We start from the raw sequence: 23,477 nt of genomic DNA on the forward strand, positions 1-23,477 counted from the left end.
CACGGCAAGAAATTTCTGGTAAAATTAAGCCAGACCACATGGAGAGGGGATGGTATTATGTATAATGATAATTACCACAAACATGCCGGCAATTACCACCTGAACCCGCGGATACCTGGGCACAGCAGTGCTGGTTACTGGGAAAAAATCGAAGTATACCGGGTAGAAAAATTAAAAGGGGTAGAAGAAAAATTTTGTGAAGTAAATACGCAGGTAGATCCTGATTTTATAAATCTGTTAGGCAGCGATCGTCCCCCTTCTGACACTTATCTTCTGCACTATGCCCCCGGCTGGGACAAAAACCGGCTTAATCCGCCTGTTCTCCTGATTCACGGAGCAGGACTAGACGCCTCTTCTTTTACCAATATCTATAATCTAGGCTATAAAGGTTTGCAGCAAAGGCTGGTGGAAAGAGGGCATAAGGTCTTTGCCCTGACTTTTCCTCATTCCCACGGGGATAACTTCATCCAGGGGGAAATAATCGCCGATGCCATCCAGCGCATAAAAAACTTATGCCATACCCCGCAGGTAGACCTGGTAACACACAGCAAAGGAGGAATAGCAGCTCGCATCTATCTTTCAGGCCTGGCTTTTACTCCTTATCGCGGTGATGTAAGGCGAATCATTATGCTAGGAGTGCCTAATTTAGGAACTGATTACGCTTTTCGCAATCCTACCATATCCTATCTCATTTTCATGATAGGAGGCAACGGGGTTATTGCCTGGGATAAAATAATCTACATGGGAGGAATGATCGATATAACACCCCGCTCCATCTACCACGACGGCTGTTTTCCCGGCCAAAGCCAGATCCTTTACCGCTTTGATGATATATATCCCCTGGATACTACCCAGCAGGACTGGTGGACTACCTATTATGGAGGAACAGGATTTATAAGCCATTCTCGCGGCATAAAAGCCGCCATAAAAGATGGCGGCTTCCTTATAGACAGATTAGAGAGGAAAGGACTTTCACCCGATATAGAAATTGCTGTTCTGGCTGGCAGCAATAACTTTATGGGTATTATTCCCATACAAACAGCCCCTCTTAGTGATGGCATAGTTTTCGTCGACAGCGCCCTCCATACCGACGGGATGACGAAAAATGGGGCGAAAATCCTTAATAAAACTATTATGCCTGTAAACCATATAGAGCTTCTGTACCTGAAAAATGTAGCTCTATGGGTGCATGAACAGTTAACCGCTTAAGACCTGGCAGCCAGCCAGTTAGCAATAGTGGGATAAACCTGATTCCTGGCTACACTGCCAAAAACCAGCCCTCCATGCCCTACCGGGAACAGGTGGAATTCCTTATCCTGGGAAGAAGAAAGTTCTAAAATAGCCTTGGTTTGATGAGGAAGGACTATATGGTCATTTTCTCCGGCTAAAACCAGCAGGGAAGACTTGATATTCTTGAGTTCCACCCTTTGCCCTTTTATCCGGAATTCATTTTTTACCAGTTTATTCTCCTGATAAAACTCTTTTATCCACTGCCGGTAAGCAGCCCCAGGAAAATGCACATTATCATTGACCCATTTATTTAAGGCTTTCCACGAGCGTATGGAAACCCCTTCTTCAATATTCTTCCACAGGCGGGTATAGGTTCCCCAGAAGTTATTTACCGGCTTTAGCATCTTTACCCCGGTATCGATAAATTCTTTGGGAACCAGTTTATAGGTATCGGCTACCTTGTCGGGGTCGAATCCCGGGGGTTTAAGCCATATGCTGGAAAGCCCGGCATTTTCAAAATCGATAGGAGCAGCTATATAAACAATGTTTTTAACCTCCGGACGGCTGTACAGGGCAGCATACATAGTAGTCATCGTTCCACCCATGCAGTAGCCGGCCATGCTAAGGCTTTCCGTACCTGAGATCTGGCATACCTTTCTCACCGCGCGGGCAATATAATCACATATAAAATCATCATAGCGCAGGTCCCGGTCTTCCCACTGGAATTCACCCCAGTCCAGAAGGTAAACATCAAACCCTTCCTTAACCAGATGTTCAATAAGGCTCATGCCCGGGGTAAGATCAAGTATATAAGCTTTGTTGATCAGGGCATAAATGAAAAGAACCGGGGTGCGGTATTTTATCTCTCCATTAACATAGCGGTAAAGTTTAGCTTTGTTTTTACGCCATACGATATTTTTAGGGGTAAGCCCCGTTTCCGGCTCCGGGTCAAAAGTCAGTATTTCCGCCCATCTGCGGGTACTTTCCAGCATGCGTTCCAGATTTTCCTGCAGCTGTTCCCCCACCTCTTCCGGAGAGCCGCGCAACACGCGTATCTTTTTTACACTACTCATTCCCTTCTCCCCCTTCTTCCAGGATCACATGCTTACGGGGAGGAATAACAACCGCCTCACCATCTACCAGAAGCTCTCCCTTCTGGTTGTAGCAGGTAGTTCTAAGTTTTACCCGGCCCCTTTCCATCAGTTCAATTACCTCGGTCTGGGCTTTTACCGTATCATTTATATAACAGGGCTTTAAGAAACGCAAATTCTGGCTCTCATAAATGGTGCCGGCTCCCGGCATCTGATTGCCAACTACATTGGAAATAAGTCCTGCCAGAAGCATACCATGGACGATCCGCGTCTTAAAATGGCCCTTTTTCGCCCTTTCCTCATTAACATGCAGCCAGCTAAAATCGCCGGTTATGCCGGCATAAAGATAGACATCAGTTTCAGTTATCGTCTTTTCTATATATCCTTTATCTCCAACCTTCAATTCACTGTATATCCTTTCGATCATAAATATCCCCTCTTTCCCGCTTTTTTAGCAAATAAAGCTTTTTCCCTTTTATAACTATTCATTTTCGTCTTTCTTTTCATTCTTGCGGGAAGCACGCGTCTTTCTCTCTCCTTTTTCCGGTTCTGCCTTTGCCTCCTCCTTCTTTTCCATGGTCTCCAAACGCTGCTTGATAAAGCCAATATCTTCCTTCAGTGAAGCTATTTCCGTTTGCATCTTTTCCTGCAGGTTAATCATCTTCAGCAGGCTTTCGGCCATAGTCTCCAGATTGCGCATAAATTCAAACTCCAGCACATCTATCTTTTCTTCCATCGAAATAACCAGCTCCGCCACCCGGGCCACATCTTTTTTGGAAGGCACCGGGGCATGTTCCATATATTTATCAATACTCTGGCGGACTAATTTTTCGGTATTCAAATTATATTCCAGGACCTTATCCAGGTAATCGACAAAAGTCTTGGTGCTGATAACTTCTTTTACCGCATTGGCCCATACTTCTTCCATGCGGAAATACATCTCTTTCCACACGTCACTGAAATCGGGCATGAAAATTTCTTCTTTGCCCTGACGGGCACCTTTATCATTTCTAGTTTCTTCCGGCATCCTTTTACCGTTCCACCTTTCATGCAAAATATCTACCTTTTTTTAAGCAGTAATATTTTAGTCAGAGCCTTAAACTCTAATAAAGAGCGCGGAAAATCAGGACATCAGCTGATCTGTCCGCGCCAGAGTATAAAATTAAGAGCCTGGTCTAGATTATTTTTCCTCCATCTTCTTGGAAATCTCATCTACCTTCTTTTTCAGCTCATCAACTGCACTCACATAGGTAGGGAAATTAGCATTTTCCAGGGCAGAAGCCACTGCTTCTTTAACCATATTCTGGAGCTGCATCTGATTTTTCTTAACCTGCTGCAGCATCTCTTCTATTATCCTGGTGCTCTCTTCCCGGGCCGTTTTGCGCTGATCCAGGTATTTCCTCACCATATTTTCTGCCTGTTCCTGACTCCAGGACATGCTGCCTAAAGCTACCATCCACATATCCCAGTATTTTTCCATCGCTGTCTCCAGCATCCCAAAAGACTTTTCCATATTTTCCTTGGCGTTAAACATAAATAACCCTCCTCCTTAATGCAATAATATAATTAAACTAATTACTTTTTTTTATAACTATCTGAAAACAATCCCCCCTTATTATAGCTTTAAATATGGGTATATTCAAAATTATGGGATCAAAAGATATGAAATCTATTAAGAATTATTTTGCTCTGTTTAGGGTATAAATAATGGCATGACATCAACAGTATATGCAGGCTCAGTTCATAAAATGACTGTTAATTTAAATCATGCGGGAAAAAAACGAAGACGTAAACAGGATAAATGCGGTGAGATTTCATCTTATGCTGTTATAAACCCTTTAAGAATATAGTAATATGTTCCTTTCTTTTTGGCAAGCATATTCTGGTAAAAAAATAGTAAATTTACGGTTATCTTACAATTAACCGCAAATTTACTCCTAGCTTAAATATTAGCTATTATGACCTCTTTTACATAAGGGCGGCATTTTAAAGCCATATCTTCCAGCACCTTAACCTCGTAAGGCCTTATACTCTGATAGCTCTCCCGCAAAGCATTTTCCGGATTAAACTGCTGCAGGAGGTATTTCTTATCCCCCTTAATATAACGGGCTATCTCTATAATATCCTTCTCAGTATGTAAACCAGGAACCACAGTAGTCCGGAAAATAACCTCTATATCAGAGGAGACAAGCATATGCACACTATTTCTTATTTTCATGAAAAGCTCAGCAGTCAGACTGCCACAGGCTCTAGCATAAGCCTCCCACTGCAGAGGAGCTTTTATATCCATAGCTATACAATCTGCCAGCCGGCTTTCCACAAGGGTTTCAAGCATATCCGGGTTAGTTCCGTTAGTATCCAGTTTAACCAGGAAACCATCCTCTTTTACTCTACTTATAAAACGGGGGAGATCAGGATTTAAAGTGGGCTCGCCTCCGGTTATGACCAGCGCATCCAGAAAACCTCGCCTTTCATGGAGAAAGGAAAGCACTTCTTCCTCGCTTATAAAAAGGGCTCTTTTATCCTGACGGCTGGGCTTTATTAAAAGATGCCCATTGTGACAGAAAGGGCATCTAAGATTGCAGCCGTAAGTAAAAACTACCGCTGCAATCTTATCCGGATAATCTATAAGGCTCTGTTTGACAAGTCCTGCAAATTCCATATATCATCAACCTGACAAAGCCCGGTCAAAAGATTTGCGGTTGTTAAACTCCGCCTGTTTGCCGGCATTCCACTGGTCTACCGGCCTTAAATATCCTACTACCCGGGAATATACTTCACAGTTAGTCTGCTTGCCTTCGGCGGCACATACCGGACATACCGGCTTCTTGCCGTTCAAGTAGCCATGGCTCGGGCATACGCTGAAAGTCGGAGTTAAGGTAAAATACGGCAAGCGGAACTGTTCACATATCTTCCTAACCAGCCTTTTGGCCGCTTCCGGGGAAGGAGCCGACTCGCCCAGGAAAACATGGAACACCGTACCTCCCGTATAACGGGTCTGCAGTTCATCCTGCAATTTTAAAGCCTTAAACAGGTCATCTGTATAATATACCGGAAGCTGAGTAGAGTTGGTGTAATAAGGTTCAGCTCCCCGCCTGTATTCTTCCTCATTGGCAACAATTATATCCTTAAACTGTTCCTTATCCTTGCGGGCAATGCTGTAGCTCACTCCTTCTGCTGGAGTTGCTTCCAGGTTGTAGATATCACCTGTCTCTTCCTGATACTCCTTAAGTCTTTCCCGCATAAAATCAAGAACTTCTTTGGCAAACTCCATGCCTTCAGGGGTTCCAATATCCTTGCCCAGGAAGTTGAGGCAGGCTTCATTCATGCCGATAAGCCCAATAGTCGAAAAATGGTTTTTCCAGTACTGGCCAAATCCTTCTTTTACATGGCGCAGGTAAAACTGGGAATAAGGATAAAGACCGGCTTCGGTAAGGTTTTCCAGGGTTTTGCGCTTAATCTGCAAACTGTTGCGGGCCAGATCCATCATATGAGCCAGCCGTTCGAAAAATTCCGCCTTGCTCTTGGAGAGATAGCCGATGCGGCTCATATTTATGGTTACCACTCCAATCGAACCTGTCAGAGGATTGGCTCCAAACAGCCCCCCGCCTCGCTTCCTGAGTTCGCGATTGTCAAGGCGCAGCCGGCAGCACATGCTGCGGGCATCTTCCGGCCGCATATCTGAGCCGATGAAATTGGAAAAATAGGGTATGCCGTATTTGGCTGTCATCTGCCATATCTTTTCATAGCGCGGATTATCCCAGTCGAAATCTTCGGTTATATTGTAAGTAGGTATAGGGAAGGTAAATACCCTCTCTTCCGCATCTCCTTCCATCATGACTTCAGCAAAAGCCTGGTTGAACATGTCCATTTCTTCCTGAAACTCGCCATAGGTGGCATCCATGTATTTTCCGCCTATAATCACCGGTTCATTCTTCATAAACTCCGGCACCTTAAGGTCTAGCGTAACATTGGTAAAAGGCGTCTGAAACCCTACCCGGGTAGGCACATTCATGTTGAATACAAATTCCTGCAGGCACTGTTTGACCTGTTTGTAATCCAGATTATCATAGCGGATAAAAGGAGCTAAAAGGGTATCGAAATTGGAAAAAGCCTGGGCACCGGCTGCTTCTCCCTGCAGGGTGAAAAAGAAGTTCACGATCTGTCCTAATATAGAACGGAAGTGTTTAGCCGGCCTGGAGGCTACCTTACCTCTTACCCCCTTAAAACCTTCCAGCAGAAGATCTCTTATATCCCAGCCTACACAGTAAACCCCCAGTATTCCTAAATCATGAATGTGAAAATCCCCGCTTATATGGGCTTCCCTTATCTCCGGAGGATAAATCTGGTTAAGCCAGTACTGGGATACCAGTATGGAAGAGATATGGAAATTCATCCCCTGCAGAGAATAGGTCATGTTGGAATTCTCTTTTATGCGCCAGTCATTTTTTTCCAGATAATCAGATATGATTTTATTATTAGCCAGAAGCTGTCCTGCTTCCCGCATATCCTGCCTCTGTTTGCGGTAAAGTATGTAGGCTTTGGCCGTTTTGTAGTGGCCGTTTTTTACCAGAACCCTTTCTACCAGGTCCTGAATGTCTTCCACGGTCGCAATCTCATCTCCATTTACATACTGGGCAATCTCTACTACCTTTTCCGTCAGCTCTACCGCCAGATTATAATCTTTCCCCCCTACCGCCTGGGCAGCTTTCCAGATGGCCTTGGTAATCTTTTCTTTTTCAAATGGTACTATGCGTCCATCTCTTTTTTTAATTTTCGTAATGTCCATTCCTCTTCCTCCTTCAGTCTTTAACCACTATATATTGTGTTCATTATCGGTTTATGTACTATATAGTGTATAGTATCTGCCGCCTGGTGGCAAATGCTTTCAGCTTAATTTTTAATCTATTACACCTGTTTTTCTTCTCCTTCCTCGCCATTTTATTTCCAGAGACAGGAATAACCAAAACTATTATCTTCAGAAGTTTTAAAGGCAGGGAATTAAATTATAAAACAAAACAAGGGAAGGGAAAAGAGGGTTCTTTAAGGAAAATAAAAAGGAACAGCTTCCCCTTTTTAAAAACAGGAAACTATTCCCCTATCTTCAAGCCCTTTTATTATTCTCCTTTTATTTTTCTCTCCAGCAAAGCCTGCACCGTTAAGGGAAGGCCAAACAGGTTGATAAAGCCCTGGGCATCTTTATGGCTGTACATTTCGCTGGCACCAAAGGTAGCCAGTTCTTCGTTATACAGTGAATAAGGCGACCAGGAGGCTACTGCCTGACAGCTTCCTTTATAAAGTTTAACCTTAACCGTACCGGTTACCGTTTTCTGCGTCTCTTCCACAAAAGCATCCAGGGCATATCTTAATTTGCAGAACCAGTTGCCGTCATAAACCAGTTCAGCATAGGTAATAGCCATTTCATGCTTGAATTTGAGGGTGCGCCTGTCCAGGGTCAGCCTTTCCAGTTCATCATGAGCTGTATAGAGTATGGTTCCCCCCGGGGTTTCATAGACTCCCCTTGATTTCATGCCTACCAGCCGGTTTTCCACCATGCTTACAATTCCTACGCCGTTGGCACCACCTATGCGGTTTAATTCCATAAGGAGCTCAACTGGCCCGTAAGCTTTACCATTGATAGCTACCGGCACCCCTTTTTCAAAGCTTATTTCCAGATAGGTTGGCTGATCAGGAGCCTTTTCCGGCGGAACAGTTAATACATAAAGGTCATCTTTAGGTTCATTGGCCGGGTCTTCCAGATCGCCTCCCTCATGGGATATATGCCACAGGTTGCGGTCCCGGCTGTATATCTTTTCCTTGGTAACCGGGACTTCTATCCCGTGCTTGGCGGCATAATCAATGGCATCTTCCCGGGATTTTATATCCCACTCCCGCCAGGGAGCAATAATCTTAAGGTGGGGATTTAAAGCTTTTACCCCCAGTTCAAACCTTACCTGGTCATTGCCCTTGCCGGTAGCCCCATGACAAACAGCAACCGCCCCTTCCTTCTCCGCAATTTCTACCATCTTTTTGGCTATAAGCGGGCGGGCAAAAGAAGTTCCCAGGAGATATTTTTTCTCATAAATAGCACCGGCTTTTAAAACCGGGAAAATATAATCCCGCACAAATTCTTCTTTTAAATCTTCGACATATATCCTGGAGGCTCCCGACTTAATCGCCTTTTCTTTTATATTGTCCAGTTCCTCCCCCTGTCCCAGATCAGCACAGAAGGCAATTACTTCATAGCCATAGTTTTCTTTAAGCCAGGGAATGATGATAGAGGTGTCCAGTCCTCCTGAATAAGCTAAAACTACTTTTTCCATAAAACCCTTCCTCCTGTTTACATAATAACTGCCATTATAGCCTTATGGGCATGCAGGCGGTTTTCTGCCTGGTCAAAAACTACCGACTGCGGGCCATCCATAACCTCATCAGTTATCTCTTTGCCTCTCTTGGCCGGCAGGCAGTGCAGGACAATCGCCCCTTTAGCTGCCAGGCTCATAAGTTCGGCATTAACCTGATAAGGCCAGAAGCTTTTTTCCTTTTCTTCGGCCTCATTTTCCTGCCCCATGCTGGCCCATACATCAGTATACACTATATCGGCATCTTTTACAGCCTCTTTAGGATCATTTACTACCCAGAGCCTGGCCCCGGTAGCCCTGGCATCCTCCTTAGCTTTGGCCAGTATCTCGCTGTTAGGTTCAAAACCGGGAGGAGTGGCGATCACTACATCCATCCCCACTTTGGCTCCGCCAAAAAGCAGAGAATGGGCTACATTATTGCCATCTCCGACAAAAGCACATTTCAGGCCTTTTAAAGCTCCTTTGTGTTCCTGAATAGTCATCAAATCCCCTATAATCTGGGTAGGATGCAGAAGATCGGTAAGCCCGTTTATTACCGGGACATCGGCATAGTAAGCCAGTTCCAGAACTTCCTCATGGGCAAAGGTGCGGATCATTATGCCATCTACCATGCGGGAAAGGACTTTGGCTGTATCTTTTATCGTCTCTCCTCTTCCCAGCTGAATATCCCGCGGGCTTAAAAACAGAGCATGCCCCCCCAGCTGGTACATGCCTACTTCAAACGCCACCCGGGTGCGGGTAGAAGACTTCTGAAATATCATGCCCAGGGTTTTGCCTTTCAGATAATGGTGCTCTACCCCTTCTTTCTGCATCTTTTTTAAACCATGTCCTACTTCCAGAATATAGGCTATCTCTTCTACGGTAAAATCATGGATGCTGATAAAATCCCGTCCTCTAAGCCGGTCATCGATTTTAAGCATTTTCTCCTCTCCTTTACTCCTGCCATATTTTTAAAGCCTCTTTAAATATATTTACCGCCTGGTTTATTTCTGTCCGGTTAACAGTCAAAGGCGGAACCAAACGGACTACATTAGGCCCGGCTCCTATAAGGAGCAAGCCTTTTTGCCGGCAAATATCAATCAACCCTTTAACTTCACGGTCCCATTCCACTCCTAAAATCAGCCCCTTGCCCCTTATTTCTTTTATCCGGCTATCACCTATTTGCATTAGCGCTTCCCTTAAGATTTCTCCCTTAGCTTCTACTTCGCGTAAAAATTCTTCTTTCGCCACTATATCTACTACCTTTCCTCCTACCGCACAGGCCAGAGGATTGCCGCCAAAAGTGGAAGCATGATCGCCAGGGGCAAAACCAGAAGCTGCCTTTTCCGTTGCCAGCATGGCTCCTATAGGGAATCCTCCCCCCAGACCTTTAGCTAGGGTTAATATATCAGGCTTCACCCCATAATGCTCAAAAGCAAAAAACTTGCCTGTTCTTCCTACCCCGGTCTGCACTTCATCCAGAATAAGGAGTATCCCTTCCCGATCGCAAATCTGGCGCAAAGAACGCAAGAAATTCAGGTCTGCCGGCCTTATACCTCCTTCTCCCTGTATCGGCTCCACCATTATGCCGGCTACGGTATCGTCAATAAGGCTTTCTACCGACATTATATTATTGTACTCGGCATATAAAAACCCTTCCAGAAGCGGGGCAAAACCCTCATGGTACTTTGCCTGGCCGGTAGCCGTCAATGCCCCCATGGTACGGCCGTGAAAAGAATTTTTAAAAACAATTATCCGGTTTCTTTCCGGTTTATTCTGCCGGTAAAAATATTTGCGGGCAAGCTTAATCGCCCCCTCATTGGCCTCCGCCCCGCTGTTGCAGAAAAAAACCTTATCAAGGCCAGAAAGCCTGGTTAGCTTTGAAGCCAGCTCCACCTGCGGCTCTATCCAGTACAGATTAGAAACATGCCACAGCTTCTGGCTCTGTTCCTGAACCGTCTTTACCAGCTCCTCATGGCAGTGGCCCAGAGAACAGGTAGCAATACCGGCCACAAAATCCAGATACTGTTTGCCATCCGCATCTACGACATAAGAACCTTTCCCCTTAACCAGAGCCACGGGCAAACGGGCATAAGTAGCCATAATATGTTCTTTTCCTTTATCAATAATCGCCTGGTTGGTCATCAAGGCTTCTCCTTTCTCCTATTCATTGATTACCATGGTTCCGATCCCTTGATTGGTAAATATCTCCAGAAGGATAGCGTGCGGAACCCTTCCGTCAATAATGTGGGTTCTCCCTACTCCACCGGTTACCGCTTCTACACAGCATTTTACCTTGGGCAGCATACCGCCGGCTATAACCCCTTCTCTGATGTAGGTTTCTACTTCACTTACCTTGAGCACCGATATGAGAGATTCCGGATCGGCAGGATCCCGCAGCAGCCCGGGCACATCAGTCAGCAAAACCAGCTTATCTGCCTTCACCGCTACTGCAATAGCTGCCGCTGCCAGGTCAGCATTAATATTATAACTCTGTTTCCGGGCATCCATGCCGATAGGGGCAATTACCGGTATATAGCCATTTTCTATAACCGTTTCGATTATCTGGGGGTTTACACTCCTCACTTCTCCCACAAATCCCAGTTTGCCGGAAGGATCAATAGGGCCGGCTTTGATAAGCCCCCCATCCTTACCGGAAATGCCGATGGCTTTTCCCCCGCTGGCTTCAATTCCAGCCACAATCTCCTTGTTCACCTTGCCTACCAGGACCATTTCCACTATCTCCATGGTCTCAGCATCGGTAACCCTTAAACCATCGATGAACTCCGTACCCAAACCTAATCTTTTAAGCATCCCGCTTATCTCCGGCCCCCCGCCGTGTACTACGATCGGATGCATCCCTACATATTTCATGAGGACAATATCCTGCATCACTTTATCTTTAAGCTCACAGTCGGTCATCGCCGCCCCGCCGTATTTTATCACTACCTTTTTCCCGTAAAATTCTTTAATATAAGGCAGGGCTTCTACTAATATTTCAGCCTTTTCCATCGGACTTGCTACCATCTATATTCCCCCCCATCAAGTCCGGTATTCCGCATTTATGCGCACATACTCATAAGAAAGGTCACATCCCCAGGCGGTAGCAGAAAAATCTCCTGCTTTAAGATCTACCTTTATTATTACCGGATCCTTTTCTAATTCCTGCCGCGCCTTATCTTCATCAAAAACAAGCCCCATGCCGTTTTCCGCCATCTTTTCCTCCCCCAGATAGACATCCACCTTATAAGGATCAAAGTCGGCTCCTGAATATCCGGCCGCAGCCAGGATCCTTCCCCAGTTGGCATCCTTGCCAAAAACTGCCGCCTTGGTGAGGTTGGAAGAAACGATAGAACGGGCAATAAGCCGGGCCGTCTTTTCATCCGGGGCATTAACCACCTTAACCTCAATAAGCCGGGTAGCCCCCTCCCCATCCCGGGCAATCATCTTGGCCAGGCTTATATTTACAAAATCTACCGCCTCTTTAAACCTTTTAAAAGCAGGAGATGCCGGGTCATCAATAATCCGGTTGCCGGCCAGCCCATTGGCCATGATAAGTGCCATATCATTAGTTGAAGTATCACGGTCCACACTTATCATATTGTAGGAAATGTCGGCTGAAGACCTGATAACTTCCCTTAAGCATTCGGCAGTAATAGCTGCATCAGTTGTTATAAAAGCCAGCATAGTGGCCATCTGGGGATGGATCATCCCTGAGCCTTTGGCTATCGCCCCGATTTTAACCGGTTGGCCGTCAATTTCTATCTCTACTGCGATTTCCTTGGTTACAAGGTCAGTAGTCAAAATAGCCAGGGCTGCTTCATGTCCTCCCTCCCGGCTCAGCTTTTCATAAGCCCTCTTTATGCCATCCCTTATTTTATCCATAGGCATAAATACCCCGATAACCCCGGTCGATGCAACCAGGACATCTTCCGGGCTTATCCCCAGTAGCTTAGCCGTAAGGCCTGCCATTTCCAGGGTATCCTTTACCCCTCTTTCTCCCGTGCAGGCATTGGCATTGCCGCTGTTTACCACTATCGCCTGAGCCTGTCCATCTTCCAGATGTTTGCGGGTTATATCCACACAGGCCGCCCTTACCTTATTGGTGGTAAAAACCCCGGCCGCCTGACACTTAACCTCAGAATATATAATAGCTATATCCCTTTTGCCCTTTTTCTTAACCCCTGAACATACTGCTCCCGCTTTGAAGCCTTCAGGGGCAGTTATAGAACCCTCGATAATCTTCATATTTCATCATCCTCCCGAAAATCATCTGCTAGATTTTTTACGGAAATAAAGGAACCAGATTTCTTAAGCCTTTGCCTTCATCTATCCCTAACACCAGATTCAAATTCTGCAGAGCCTGCCCGGAAGCTCCTTTGACTAGGTTGTCGATAGCCGAAACAATAATCCCTTTTCTCCTCTTTTCATCAGCATAAATGCCGATATCTATAAAATTGCTGCCGGCTACCCATTTGGTATGGGGCATAGTCCCTTCCGGCAAAATGCGGACAAAAAACTCATCTCTGTACTCCTCCCGGAGAACCTGCCTCATATCTTCCTCTTTTACCCCTTCTTTAAGCTCTACATAAATAGTGCTCAAAATCCCCCGGCTCATCGGAATAAGGTGGGGGGTAAAAACCATGTCCACCCGGGAGCCGGCTGCCTTTTCCAGCTCCTGTTTTATCTCCGGAAAATGCCGGTGACTTCCTACCCCATAAGCCTTAACCCCTTCATTTACCTCACAGAAAAGGCTTCCGGTTTTCAAACCTCTTCCCGCTCCGGAAACCCCGGTTTTAGCATCAATAATTATATTTTCCGTTTTGATAATCCCGGCTTTAAGAAGAGGAGATAAAGGTATTATGCTTCCCGTCGGGAAACAGCCGGGATTGGCAATAATCGAAGCCTTTTTTATCTCTTCCCGGTTAAGCTCAGGAATACCGTAAACCGCTTCCCCTAAAAGTTCTCTATTTTCATGCCTCTTTTCATAATATTCTTCATAAACTTCCGGATCTTTAAGACGAAAATCCGCTCCCAGGTCAACACATTTTACCCCGGCCTTATGAAGTTCGGTAACAAGCGGAACCGAAAGCCCGTGGGGGAGAGCTAAAAAAACTGCCTGACATTCTTTTTTTATCATCTCCAGATCAGTTGCCATACAGGTTATTGAACAAAAATGAGCCAGGTGAGGGTACACCTCATCTATCCTTTTTCCCACATTATCTACCGAAAATATAAAAGCTGCTTCCAGCTCGTCATGGCCGGCCATCAGCCGCAAAAGGTCAGCTGCTGTATAACCATCCCCGATAATGCCAACCTTGTATTTTCCCATCAGAAACTGCCTCCTCCTGACCTATCTATAAATGTATATAAAATATCCATATCCTGTAACAGGTTTTAGGTTTTAATAATTATACATCTACATGAATATTTTTGCAATAGGCAAAAAAGACGGTTCTTCCGTGCTCTAAAGAACACAAAAGAACCGCCCTTTTTAATACCTTTTTCTAGATACAGCAGGTGGTATGCCCAATTCCTGCCGGTATTTAGCCACCGTACGGCGGGAAATTTTTATGCCTTTTTCTTCTAATATCTTGGTTATCGCTTCATCACTTAAAGGATGGGAACTGTCTTCCCCGGCTATAATATCATGCAGCATATGTTTTATGCTGGTAGAAGATACCTTTTCTTCTCCTCCGGCCTGTAACCCACTGCTGAAAAAGAACTTCAGCTCAAAAAGGCCCTGCGGGGTCTGCATATATTTGTTGGCTACCGCCCTGCTCACCGTTGATTCATGAACATTTACCATCTCGGCTACCTGTTTTAAAGTCAAAGGTTTAAGATAAGCTATGCCTTTATCCAAAAACTCCTTTTGCCTATCTACAATACAGCGGGCTACTTTGTATAAAGTCATGCGGCGCTGTTCAATGCTTTTTATAAGCCACAGCGCTGACCCCATCTTTTCCTCCAGGTATTTTTTGGTTTCAGGCGAAAAATTCTCCGGGCTGCGCAAAATCTCTTCATATACATGGTTAATCATCAAGCGCGGGAAATTAATGTCATTTATGATTACCACATATTCGCCTTCAATTTTTTCCACCAGCACATCAGGCACTACATACTTAATCTCTTCATTATTGCTGTATTGCAATCCCGGCCTGGGGTCCAGGGTGCGGATAAGGTCGCATATATCCTGTACTTCTTTCTGGGATACCCCTAGTTTTTGCGCAATTTTATTTATCCGCCCTCTGGCCACATCATCCAGATGGTTTTGAATAATCGCCCGGGCCAGGCTGCTCTCTTTGCCATAATGCATAAGCTGTAAAAGAAGGCATTCGGCCAGATCGCGGGCTCCTACCCCATAAGGGCTAAAGGTTTGAATTACTTTGAGCACTTTTTCTACTTTTTCCCTCTCCTGGTTAAGGTGAGAAGCTATTTCTTCTACGGATACCGTCAGGTATCCATTATTATCAATATTGCCAATAATATAATCGCCTATTTCCAAATCTTCCGGATCCTTCAAGGCCAAACTAAGCTGAAAATGAAGGTGTTCATAAAGGCTGGGCTGACGGGTGATATAATTTTCAAAATTTTTATATTCCTCTTTTTCCCGTACATTTATCCCTATATCCCGGTCATGGTAATACTCCAGCCATTCTTCGATTTTATCTTCATCAGCGGCTAATTCTTCCCGGTCCTCTTTTTCCTCTTCCCCCTCTTCATCCCTTTCTTCTAAAAAAGGATTTTCGGCCAGTTCACGATTTATATGCTCCTGCAGCTCCAAAGCCGACATCTGCAGAACAGCTATAGCCTGACGCAGTTCAGGTGTTATGATCAGTTTTTGCTGTTGTTCCATAAAAATCTCATGGGTTATTTTCATAAACATCCCCCGCTTTCTTGCCTGAAAAAGCTAGCCTATCTCTAAAACCCATTTTATGCTCGGTATCCGGTTATAATTCATGCAACAAGTCTTCCGCGGTCTTTTCCAGCTTACGCATGCGATAAGCTACCCCTGACTTACTTAAAGGGGGGTCTAGCATCTCGCCCAATTCTTTCAGCGACAAATCGGGATATTCCAGTCTAAGCAGGGCCAGTTCCCTTAAAGGAGGAGAAAGTATATTGAACCCTTTCTCTTTTTTAAGCCTTTCTAAAAGCTCAATCTGCCGCATGGAAGCATCGATAGTTTTAGTAAGATTGGCTGTTTCACAGTTCACCTGGCGGTTAATATCATTACGCATGGATTTTATAATGCGCACATTCTCATAATGGAGCAAAGCCTTGCTGGCACCTATTATGCGTAGAAAATCCCCTATTTTTTCACTATCTTTTATATATAATACCGGCATATTTTTTCTCTCTACTTTTTTCGCTTCCAGGCCCAGCTTTTGCAGTATTTTTTGTACTTCACCAGCCATCCCTTCTTCCGGCAAAGTAATCTCCAGATGATACTGTTCTTCGGGCCTGCTTATAAAACCCCGGCTCAAAAAAATCCCGCGCATATAAGAACGCCGGCAGCAATTGCGGCTTACCATTTCTTTAATTACCTTTCTCCCCTTTATCTCCCCTCTGCTGTCTAAAGGCCAAAATGCATTTAAAAACGCATAATCTTCAGGCGTTTTTAAAGGTACATTTACTACATAAATCCGCTCCTTGTTAAACCTTTTTTTATTTTCCATCCGCACCGCCGGCTGCCAGGGGCTGGTCCTTTTTATGAGCAGAAAAACCTTGCGGGCACTTGATGCGCTTTCGGTTTCGATGCGCAGAAAAACTTCTTCCTTTTCTTTTCTTATCGTAGCTGCCGCCGCCAGGAAAGCAGCCAGTTCCGCTTTCTGACAGCACATTTTATCCGGCATCACCCGGGTAAGTTCATTCTTTACCTCCTGCGAAAAGCTCATAAGCCTACCTCTGCCTATCTAATTAATCTAGCCTGCTTACCTATTTCATTTTACGGTATGGTTGCCAGTACATCAATTATAACCCTGGCCAGTTTATAAGGATCATGCCAGGCCAGTTCATCATCAGACACTAGATCAGCCTGGATCACCTTAATCCCCAGCTTTTCAATTTTCTCCTTATCTATCTTAACCGGAACCGCATTTTCTTCCCGGTAGCGTTTAAGCCTCATCTCATCTATAACCCCGTCATTGGCCACTACATAATCTATAATCTGCCTGCCCAGATGTTCATTTATAACCTGCACATGATCAAAAGCTGTATAACCGTCAGTTTCTCCTTTTTCCGTCATAATATTGCTTACATAAAAAGTTATCCCTGGCGACTCCTCAATAGCTTCCTTTATGCCTTTTACCAGCAGATTAGGTAATACACTGGTATAAAGGCTGCCTGGTCCTAAAATTACCGCATCGGCTTTTCTTATGGCCTCCAGCGTATCCGGAACCGGCTCACAGGTGTCAGGTACCAGGAACAGCTTTCTTATCCTGCCTCCATAATTGCGGATAGCCGTTTCCCCCAGTACAGTATTTCCGTCTTCCATCCAGGCTCCCAGCACCACATGTTCCAGGGTAGAGGGAATAACCCTTCCTCTTACTGCCAGTACCTTGCTTATCTCTTTTATGGCCGTAATAAAATCCCCGGTTATTTCTGCCATGGCCACCAGAATAAGATTTCCCAGGTTATGGCCGTTAAGGCTGCTCATAGTTTTAAAACGGTGCTGAAACACCTTATCCATTAAGGTCTCGGTTTCCGCCAGGGCTACCAGGCAATTTCTTATATCACCTGGAGGAAGAACCCCCATTTCCGTACGCAGACGTCCCGAACTCCCTCCATCATCACTAACTGTAACCACCGCGGTAAGATCTGAAGTATACCTTTTCAGCCCTTTCAAAAGGACGGAAAGTCCGGTACCTCCTCCCAGGACTACCAGCTTCCAATCATCTTTCATCCCCAGTTTGCTCCTCCGTCCTTTAACCGGGGTATATCCCGGTGTCTTATATTAACATTATATCCCATATCTTTTAAAGCTTTTCCAATATGCTCGGCCAGCACTACTGACCGGTGCTGGCCTCCTGTGCATCCCAGGGCTATTTCCAGATTAGTTTTGCCTTCATCTATATAATGAGGTATGAGAAATTTCAGCATATTTAAAAACCGGCGGATAAACGACATAGTCACCGGTGAAGAAAGCACATAGTCTATTACCGGCTTATCTTTTCCCGTCATTTCCCGCATAACCGGGTCATAATAAGGATTGGGCAGGAACCTCACATCCATAACTATGTCAGAATCCATAGGTATACCTTTTTTATAGCCAAAAGAAGTTATATTAACCGTAAATTTAGACTTTTTGCTCTCCCCGGCTATTTCTATTATCTTTTCCCTCAGCTGTTTGGGAGTCAAATGCGAAGTATCAATTACCAGGTCAGCCAGCCCTCTAATATCTTCCAGCATTCTCCTCTCTTTCTGAATAGCCTCCAGAAGCCTTTCCCCGGATGCCAGCGGGTGTCTCCTTCTGGACTCTTTAAACCTTTGTACCAGCACTTCATCCGAGGCTTCCAGAAAAAGTATGTTAACTCTAATATCATCCCTTTTCAAATCCGCAATAGCCTCATAAATATTCTTAAAAAACTGCCTTCCTCTTACATCCAAAACCAGGGCAATCCTGTCTATCTTGCGCTCTGAGTCCATAATAAGTTCGATAAATTTTTGAAGCAGCAAGGGGGGTAGATTATCAACACAATAATAACCTAGATCCTCCATACAGTTTATAACCTGGGTTTTACCGGCTCCAGACAGGCCGGTAATTATAAATATATGCATCGCTTCTTCTTTATCCACGATATCCCTCCCCCCTCGTCCAGGTTAGCTACCGCATTGGGAGCAAGGCCTGCCTTTTCCACTACATAAGCTCCATATGCCAAATCTCCGACCGTATCTTTAAAATGAGCGTCACTGTTAATTATAAAACATGCTCCTACCTTATTCACTTTAATTATATCAGATAAAGGCGGGTGTTTATGCCCGCAATTTATTTCAAAAAGAGTGCCGGTTTTACTGCAGGCCCGGGCCACTTCTTCATAATCTACTTCAAAAAATAATCCCGGATGGGCTAGGATATCTAATCCGGGATGGTTATATAAAGCCTCCACACAGGCCTTGGTGTTATTATTTATCGCTCGCGCCCGAAACCCTTTTCCTAAATGGCGCAGCATATTTTTACCCTGCAGTTCCCAGCCATCTTTTAAAGAGGAAGGATAGGTATAAGGATGAAGCCCGGCTATAAGCACATCCAGTTCTTCTCTCAGGTGGGGCGAAAGGTCAAGCTCTCCGTTCATTCCACATATATTAGCCTCTGCCCCCAGGTAAACCTTCACTTCATCCCCGCTCTCGTTTATCCTGGCGATCTGGTCCTTAATCTGATAGTAAACCTCTTCCTCTTCTACCCCTATGACCATAACTGCCGGCCCATGTTCAGTAATAGCAACTTCTTTAAGCCCTTTTTCTTTGGCCCCTTTGACAGCCTCTTCTATATCCTGCTTTCCATCACTGTACGAGGTATGCACATGATAATCTCCGTAAAAACGCATAAATATCCCCTTTTAAGCGAACCTGGTTAGACCCTGGCCAGTTCAGCCTTCAAATAATCTATCACCGCTACCGGAGTAGGATTAATCCCATAGTCCATAGCCAGATATACACTGGCATAATCGCCTATATATATCAGGGAAAACAAGCGGGCCAGGAAAGAATCCCCCCGGCTTTTTACCCTGATTATATTTTTTACTTTATCCTCTACTATGCGGCTGGTTATCTCGATACGCTTCTTTATGCGCGGGTGGTCATACTCATCTTCCAGAATAACTACCACTACCCCGGAGAGAACAGAATCCGGGACTTCAAAGCCTACAATCTCATTATGGTTAAGCTCCGGGAATATATTATAATAGGCAGGGCTCTTGGCATTTTCATTTATCTGGGCTTTAAAGCGCATAGCAGCTACCTCAGAAACACCGGTTGTTCCCCATATGACAGGCAGGGCTCCTCTTAACTCCTCGGCTATATAACGTGCTTTATTGGCAGGCAAAGCAAGTTCAGGCCTTAATTCGTCTCTAAGCCTGCTTAAAATCTCTATCGTCTCTTCCAGCTCTTTTTCCGCCCGCGGCAAGATTTTAAGCTCCCCCAAAACTAAAAGCAAAGGGCAGAACAGATAACCTATCGCCGCCCGGGGAACTAATCCGGAAGGAACCTTTATTACCCCATAGCCGTCCTTGCCGGCTAACTCTTCCAGCTTTCCTCCACTCGTCACACATATGATATCAGCTTCCCGCCGGCGGGCCTCTTCATAGGCACTTATAGTCTCTTCGGTATTGCCCGAATAGCTTACCGCCAAAAACAGCGTATCCCGGTTCACAAAATTAGGCAGCTCATAACCGCGGTTGACAATAACCGGTATATCCATCTTATCTGCGGCATACGACCTTAAAATATCCCCGCCAATAGCCGATCCTCCCAAACCAGAAACCACGATCGCCTTATAGTTTCGGCGGTATCTCTCCAGAAACGACAAATCTATCTCCCGGCTCTTTACAAACTGCTCCGGCAGCCCGTATAGATAATCCAGCATCTTCTCTGCCGTCATAATACTCATCTTATCCCCCCAATATGATATTAACCTGGTCAAGCCCTGTCTTAATAAATAATATATCCCTATTTTCCCCTTTTATCCTCATCTAATCCACCTTTGCAGGGCATATGCTACCCCTTCTTCATCATGGGAAAGGGTAACCCAGTCGGCAGCCTCTTTAACTTCCTGAGGGGCATTGCCCATAGCTACCCCCAGGCCTGCCCACTTCAGCATTTCTATGTCATTATAACTGTCGCCTATGGCCAGAACTTCTTCCCGCTCGATGCCGTAGTAGGCAGCTACCACCTTTAAAGCTTCGGCTTTATTAGCCTTTTTATGCATCACTTCCAGAAAATAAGGCTTAGAACGGGTAATATTAAGGGTCTCCCCATATCTTGACTTAAGCTCCTTTTCCAGCTCTAAAATCTTCGGCTCGGCATAGGATATGCCCATAATTTTTAGCGATCCCTGCTTTTTTACCTGCCAAGCCAGATCAGGTACCACTTTAGCCTCGATGCCGGCCAGCTCCGCATAATCCCTTCCTTCTCGGGTAAGCCTCTCCATATACAGGTTGTCATCCAGATAGGCATTATAATGTACCCCGTTGGCCTTGAAGAAATCTACTATTTCCCCGGCCTTTTCCGGCTCTACCGGCTTATAATACAGAACCTCCCCGCTGCCGGAATTCTTGACCAGGGCGCCCTGGTAAGTTATCAGGGGAAGCTCTATCTTAAGCAGGCGGGCATAAAAAAGGGCGGAAGAGTACATCCTGCCGGTAGCCAGGGTAACCAGTACCCCCTGTTTCCTTACTTTCTTTATAAGCTCTGCGGTTTTAGGGCTTATCCTTCTTCTGCTGTCAAGGAGGGTATCATCCAGATCAATCGCTACCAGTTTTATCCTCATTTCTCCTCCCCTGCCGTTTTCCTCCTATAAATAAGCCGAGCACAAGTGCCCGGCCTCAGGCTATAAATTTTTCCGCATTTTATTAAAACCTGAATTCCCTGTCTTCGACAAAATAACTGATAACAAAACTAAACAAGCTTAAAACCATAGCCGTCAGAATAGCCCAGCCAAAACCGCTTATATCAAAGCCTTTTATGGTTACCGAAGTAAGCCACAGCATGAATCCGTTGATCACCAGGGTAAAAAGCCCCAGAGTCAAGATATTAAGCGGAAGGGTCAATATAATCAAAATCGGCCTTATAACCGCATTTACAATCCCCAGGAATACCGAACCTACAATAGCTCCCCAGACGCTCACCTGGAAGCCTTTTAAGAGCGCAGCTGTTAAAATAATAGCCAGGATATTTAAAATCCACCGTAAAACCCAGCCCCGCATAAAATCCCCTCCTTAATTTTAAGCCGTTTTTATTTATTCTAACCTCATCTCCGGTATTTTTCCATATTTTTTTCTTTTACCCCTTACTCGCTCATTCTCCCAGATATTCTTTCACTTTTTGCGCTACCTTCCGGTTCATGCCCGGCAGTCCGGCCAGTTCTTCCAGGGGAGCCTTCTTTATCCTTTCTACTGAACCGAAATGCTGAAGCAAAGCTTTCTTTCTCTTTTCCCCTATCCCCGGAATCTCATCTAGAGCCGAAACCTTTAGTTTTTTTATCCTTCGCTGCCGGTTATAGCCCAGAGCAAAGCGGTGAGCTTCATCCCGCATATGCTGCAAAAGCCGCAAGCCCTCATCCCGTCTGGGAAGTACCAGCGGCGAACTTATGCCCGGCCGGTATATCTCCTCATTTTTCTTGGCCAGGCTTATAACCGGAATATCTATTCCCATCTCTTCCAGAACCTCTTTTACCCGGTTTACCTGCCCCAGCCCCCCGTCAATAAGGATCAGGTCAGGCTCAGGCAGAAAAGAAGGGTTTCCCGCCCGGCTGGCGGCAAAACGGCGCTTTAAAACCTCAGCCAGAGAAGCAAAATCGTCATTTTTATCTTCTTCGATTTTAAAACGCCGGTAAGCTTTTTTATCCGGTTCTCCTCCGGTAAAAACCACCATTGAGCCTACGGTTTCTGTCCCTCCCAGATGGGATATGTCATAAGCCTCTATGCGCTGCGGCACAACTTCCAAATGGAGAATCCGGCTTAAATGGAGCAGAACCTTTTTTTTCTCCTCTTCACCGCCATACCTCTCTTTAAAAAGAAGCTCTGCATTATTTAAGGCCATCTCTAAAAGGCTTTTTTCCTCCGGGCTTTCCGCTTCCCGCAGGGCTACCTTCCTGCCGGCTTTTTCCTCCCAAATCCCGGCAAGCAACTCTACATCCCGGGGCTTAATATTAAAAAGGATTAGAGGGGGAATATCGTATCTTTCGCCATAGTAGCTGGACAGGAAAAACTCCATTTCCTCCCCGACATCCTCGGATATAGCCCTTTTCAGCCAGAAGGTATCCTTGCCTACCAGCTTTCCCCTCCGCAGGCGAAAAACCAGTACCAGATTTTCTCTTCCCCCTGGCCACATTACTACCAGGTCCAGATTATAATCTCCCTCCAGGCTCACCTTCTGTCTGTCCTGTATCTTTTTTATGCTGGCAATCTGATCCCGCAAGCGGGCAGCCTTTTCAAATTCCAGCCGGCCAGCCGCTTCGCGCATTTCCTCTTCTTTTTGCCTTAATATCCCGGCATAGTCGCCCTCCATAAAACGGATAAAATCCTCGACTACCTTTCTATACTCCTCCCGGCCGATTTCTCCCTGGCAGGGAGCCAGGCACCTCTCTATATCCCGGTTCAGGCAGGCTCTTTTTCTCTGTCGCCAGCTGCGGCAGCTGCGCAGGGGGAAAAGGCTCCTTATAACCTTTAAAGTTTCCCTTAAGGAGCCGACATCCGGGTAAGGGCCGAAATAGCGCGATACCCCATCCTTTTCCTCCCTGGTTATATACAGGCGGGGAAAATCCTCGCCCAGGGTAAGCTTAAGATAAGGATAAGTCTTGTCATCCCGCAAATTTATATTGTAGCGCGGCTGATATTCTTTAATCAGGTTATTCTCCAGAATAAGGGCTTCGGCTTCACTGCCCGTCACGATAAAATCAAAAGCGGCCACCTTCTTCATCATTGCCCTTACCTTGGGATGCAAATTATCCGGAGACTGAAAATACGAACGCATACGGTCGCGCAGGCGTTTAGCCTTGCCCACATATATAACCCGGCCGCTTTCATCCTTATAAATATAAACCCCGGGCTTTAAAGGCACTTCTTTTAAACGCTGCTTGAGAGTTTCCCTGCTATCCAGC

At 45.4% G+C, this 23,477-nt stretch carries 22 protein-coding genes; 1 reads left to right on the plus strand and 21 read right to left on the minus strand.

Going from position 1 to position 23,477, the window contains the following annotated elements; genetic code table 11:
• Positions 1-57: 57 nt before the first annotated feature.
• A complete protein-coding gene (locus BUB92_RS02055; protein ID WP_084728276.1) occupies positions 58-1,209 on the plus strand; it encodes an esterase/lipase family protein in 1,152 nt (383 codons plus the stop codon).
• On the opposite strand, the gene BUB92_RS02060 is transcribed toward BUB92_RS02055, so the two are convergent.
• From BUB92_RS02060 to uvrC, 21 genes are all read right to left on the minus strand, one after another.
• Positions 1,206-2,303 carry an alpha/beta fold hydrolase gene (locus BUB92_RS02060; protein WP_073089411.1) on the minus strand — a complete coding sequence of 366 codons (1,098 nt, stop codon included), beginning with the start codon at positions 2,301-2,303 and terminating at the stop codon, positions 1,206-1,208. The two genes, BUB92_RS02055 and BUB92_RS02060, sit on opposite strands and share 4 nt — an antisense overlap.
• On the minus strand, positions 2,296-2,748 hold the full coding sequence (locus tag BUB92_RS02065) for a MaoC family dehydratase (protein ID WP_073089412.1): 453 nt from the start codon (positions 2,746-2,748) through the stop codon (positions 2,296-2,298). The genes BUB92_RS02060 and BUB92_RS02065 overlap by 8 nt, the downstream gene beginning before the upstream one ends.
• Positions 2,749-2,802: 54 nt before the next feature.
• On the minus strand, positions 2,803-3,375 hold the full coding sequence (locus BUB92_RS02070; protein WP_143156838.1) for a hypothetical protein: 573 nt from the start codon (positions 3,373-3,375) through the stop codon (positions 2,803-2,805).
• 126 nt (positions 3,376-3,501) lie between these two features.
• The gene (locus BUB92_RS02075; RefSeq protein WP_073089416.1) at positions 3,502-3,855 is read right to left on the minus strand and encodes a hypothetical protein; all 354 of its coding nucleotides are present in this window, start codon (positions 3,853-3,855) and stop codon (positions 3,502-3,504) included.
• Between the two features lie 408 nt (positions 3,856-4,263).
• A complete protein-coding gene (locus BUB92_RS02080; RefSeq protein ID WP_073089418.1) occupies positions 4,264-4,983 on the minus strand; it encodes an anaerobic ribonucleoside-triphosphate reductase activating protein in 720 nt (239 codons plus the stop codon).
• 6 nt (positions 4,984-4,989) lie between these two features.
• Positions 4,990-7,110, minus strand: coding sequence for a ribonucleoside triphosphate reductase (locus BUB92_RS02085; RefSeq protein WP_073089420.1), 2,121 nt, complete (start codon positions 7,108-7,110; stop codon positions 4,990-4,992).
• A 328-nt stretch (positions 7,111-7,438) separates the two neighbouring features.
• Complete coding sequence (locus tag BUB92_RS02090) at positions 7,439-8,644, minus strand: argininosuccinate synthase (RefSeq protein ID WP_073089422.1); 1,206 nt, start codon at positions 8,642-8,644, stop codon at positions 7,439-7,441.
• 17 nt (positions 8,645-8,661) lie between these two features.
• Positions 8,662-9,603, minus strand: coding sequence for an ornithine carbamoyltransferase (gene argF / locus BUB92_RS02095; RefSeq protein ID WP_073089424.1), 942 nt, complete (start codon positions 9,601-9,603; stop codon positions 8,662-8,664).
• A gap of 13 nt (positions 9,604-9,616) precedes the next feature.
• Positions 9,617-10,807 carry an acetylornithine transaminase gene (locus BUB92_RS02100; RefSeq protein WP_073089426.1) on the minus strand — a complete coding sequence of 397 codons (1,191 nt, stop codon included), beginning with the start codon at positions 10,805-10,807 and terminating at the stop codon, positions 9,617-9,619.
• Positions 10,808-10,825: 18 nt separating this feature from the next.
• Positions 10,826-11,689, minus strand: a complete 864-nt coding sequence (gene argB / locus BUB92_RS02105) for an acetylglutamate kinase (protein WP_073089428.1) — start codon at positions 11,687-11,689, stop codon at positions 10,826-10,828.
• A 15-nt stretch (positions 11,690-11,704) separates the two neighbouring features.
• On the minus strand, positions 11,705-12,910 hold the full coding sequence (gene argJ, locus BUB92_RS02110; RefSeq protein WP_073089430.1) for a bifunctional glutamate N-acetyltransferase/amino-acid acetyltransferase ArgJ: 1,206 nt from the start codon (positions 12,908-12,910) through the stop codon (positions 11,705-11,707).
• A gap of 37 nt (positions 12,911-12,947) precedes the next feature.
• Positions 12,948-13,994 carry an N-acetyl-gamma-glutamyl-phosphate reductase gene (gene argC, locus BUB92_RS02115; protein ID WP_073089431.1) on the minus strand — a complete coding sequence of 349 codons (1,047 nt, stop codon included), beginning with the start codon at positions 13,992-13,994 and terminating at the stop codon, positions 12,948-12,950.
• Between the two features lie 162 nt (positions 13,995-14,156).
• Positions 14,157-15,542: an RNA polymerase factor sigma-54 gene (gene rpoN / locus BUB92_RS02120; RefSeq protein WP_073089433.1), complete on the minus strand. Its 1,386-nt coding sequence runs from the start codon at positions 15,540-15,542 to the stop codon at positions 14,157-14,159.
• 70 nt (positions 15,543-15,612) lie between these two features.
• Entirely contained in the window at positions 15,613-16,557 is a 945-nt protein-coding gene (gene whiA / locus BUB92_RS02125; protein WP_073089435.1) for a DNA-binding protein WhiA, read from the minus strand.
• A 50-nt stretch (positions 16,558-16,607) separates the two neighbouring features.
• Complete coding sequence (locus BUB92_RS02130) at positions 16,608-17,564, minus strand: gluconeogenesis factor YvcK family protein (RefSeq protein WP_073089437.1); 957 nt, start codon at positions 17,562-17,564, stop codon at positions 16,608-16,610.
• On the minus strand, positions 17,561-18,460 hold the full coding sequence (rapZ, locus tag BUB92_RS02135; RefSeq protein ID WP_242938978.1) for an RNase adapter RapZ: 900 nt from the start codon (positions 18,458-18,460) through the stop codon (positions 17,561-17,563). Before rapZ ends, BUB92_RS02130 begins: the two co-directional genes overlap by 4 nt.
• On the minus strand, positions 18,424-19,206 hold the full coding sequence (locus BUB92_RS02140; RefSeq protein WP_073089438.1) for a PHP domain-containing protein: 783 nt from the start codon (positions 19,204-19,206) through the stop codon (positions 18,424-18,426). Before BUB92_RS02140 ends, rapZ begins: the two co-directional genes overlap by 37 nt.
• A gap of 26 nt (positions 19,207-19,232) precedes the next feature.
• Complete coding sequence (locus tag BUB92_RS02145) at positions 19,233-20,267, minus strand: bifunctional phosphoglucose/phosphomannose isomerase (RefSeq protein ID WP_073089440.1); 1,035 nt, start codon at positions 20,265-20,267, stop codon at positions 19,233-19,235.
• A 78-nt stretch (positions 20,268-20,345) separates the two neighbouring features.
• A complete protein-coding gene (locus tag BUB92_RS02150; RefSeq protein WP_073089442.1) occupies positions 20,346-21,146 on the minus strand; it encodes a Cof-type HAD-IIB family hydrolase in 801 nt (266 codons plus the stop codon).
• Positions 21,147-21,228: 82 nt separating this feature from the next.
• On the minus strand, positions 21,229-21,582 hold the full coding sequence (locus BUB92_RS02155) for a phage holin family protein (RefSeq protein ID WP_073089443.1): 354 nt from the start codon (positions 21,580-21,582) through the stop codon (positions 21,229-21,231).
• Between the two features lie 91 nt (positions 21,583-21,673).
• Entirely contained in the window at positions 21,674-23,476 is a 1,803-nt protein-coding gene (uvrC, locus tag BUB92_RS02160) for an excinuclease ABC subunit UvrC (protein ID WP_073089445.1), read from the minus strand.
• Position 23,477: the final 1 nt, after the last annotated feature.

This window comes from Thermosyntropha lipolytica DSM 11003 (genome assembly GCF_900129805.1).
Lineage (GTDB): Bacteria > Bacillota > Syntrophomonadia > Syntrophomonadales > Syntrophomonadaceae > Thermosyntropha > Thermosyntropha lipolytica.